The 1,686-nt window shown below is 55.6% G+C and carries 3 protein-coding genes; 2 read left to right on the forward strand and 1 reads right to left on the reverse strand.

The window, feature by feature from the left end; translation table 11 throughout:
* A partial coding sequence (locus tag AC5S16_RS23135) for a TetR/AcrR family transcriptional regulator (protein ID WP_493932491.1) occupies window positions 1–581 on the reverse strand: 581 nt, incomplete at its 3' end.
* Between the two features lie 117 nt (window positions 582–698).
* Here AC5S16_RS23135 and AC5S16_RS23140 point away from each other — a divergent pair.
* Together AC5S16_RS23140 and AC5S16_RS23145 are read left to right on the forward strand one after the other, a co-directional pair.
* Window positions 699–1,325, forward strand: a complete 627-nt coding sequence (locus AC5S16_RS23140; RefSeq protein ID WP_493932492.1) for an FMN-dependent NADH-azoreductase — start codon at window positions 699–701, stop codon at window positions 1,323–1,325.
* A 12-nt stretch (window positions 1,326–1,337) separates the two neighbouring features.
* Window positions 1,338–1,686, forward strand: a 349-nt coding sequence (locus AC5S16_RS23145; RefSeq protein ID WP_493932493.1) for a hypothetical protein, incomplete at its 3' end; no start/stop codon positions are given.

The following is a 1,686-nucleotide window of genomic DNA, read 5'->3' on the forward strand; positions in this document are numbered from 1 at the left end:
TGTGAAGCGCTAAGAAAGATCGGCTTGACCATCGTTTCAATCCTGGCAGCCATCTCCTCAGCGGGGATGCGGCCTGGTGTCTGGTACCACCGTCGTGCAGCACCGAAGATAGCCCAGGCGGCCGTCGTTGCCAGCAGTTCGGGATCGGCTCCAGGTAGCATCGCGTGATTGTCAGCGCCTTCCCGGAATATGCTTTCTACCACCGGGATGATGGAGCCTTCCAGGGGCATCTTCACCAACTGGCTGGGACAGCCTGTGGTTTCGGCGAGATAGTCGCAGACGCCCAGGGCAATGGCGCGCAGGGCACCGTCACAGTTCGAGAAGGAAAGGCCGCGGCGCTCGATCAAATCGCGAAAGCGGGCGGCCGTCATTGCCTGCAGCAGGGCATTCTTGTCTGGATAATGAAGGTAGAAGGTGGCCCGGTTCAGCGTGGCCTCGTCAGCAATCTCCTGTACGGAGATGTCATCAAACTCCTTTTGATTCAATAGCCTGATCAGAGCCTCCACCAGCATGCGGCGGGTGCGCAGAATGCGGGGATCTATGTGTTCCACCGTGCTGCCGGATTGGAGCGTCTGAGTCATTGCACTTTCGAGGATATCTCCTCCCTGCAGCAATAGATGCGTATGCAACACTTGTCGATTTATTGAATCGACAAATGTTGATTAATCATCATTTGTCGCATAGGAGATTTATTTGCCATGTCAACACTACTTCACATAGATTCCAGTCCGTTGTATGGACGATCAGTCTCGCGCCAGTTGACTGACGCGTTCGTCACTCAATGGAAATCCTCACATCCGGCTGGGACAGTCGTTGATCGCGATCTGAATGCGACCACGATCCTGCCCATTACCGCCGATTGGGTAGGCGCCGCCTACGCTCCTGAGGAGGCACGCACTCCGCAGCAAAAGGAACTGCTGGCACTTTCGGATACGCTGCTCACCGAGCTCGAGCAGGCTGATGAGTATGTCTTCGGTGTGCCAATGCACAACTTCGGCGTTCCCTCGGTGCTGAAGCTCTGGATCGACCAGATCGTGCGCGTGGGCAAGACTTTTTCCTATGCGGATGGGACTCCGAAAGGACTGCTTACTGGCAAGAAGGCGACCTTCATTATCGCGACCGGCGGGATTTACGACGCCCAGACACAGATGGCCTCGTTCAATTTTGTCGAGCCGTATCTGCGGTCGGTATTCGGCTTCATCGGCGTGACTGATGCGACCTTCCTCACCGCGGGCGGCACCACAGCGCTGAACCATGGGCAGGACCGCGATGCGTTTCTCGCGCCGCACCTTGAGGCCGTGCAGGCACACGCGCAGACAATCTAAGGGAGACGACACATGAAGATTGTTTCGATCATTGCGCGGTATCTGCTTGGATTGATATTTACAGTCTTTGGCCTGAACGGATTTCTCAACTTCATCCACCAGCCGCCGCCGCCGAATCCGCTGGCAGTACAGTTTTTCGTTGCAATCAGTTCATCGCATTTTGCCTCATTCTTCTTCGCGATTCAATTGGTTGGTGGATTGCTTTTGCTTTCGGGATTCTTTGTGCCGCTGGCTCTCACGCTGCTTGCAGCGGAGTTATACAACATCCTTGCTTTTCATTTGACGCTTGCGCCGGCGAGCATTGCTCCGGGGCTGGTGGCGTGCGCGCTGTGGATACTGGTCTTTCTTCAGTACCGCGAGA

The organism is Acidobacterium sp. FHG110202_01 (assembly GCF_059115305.1).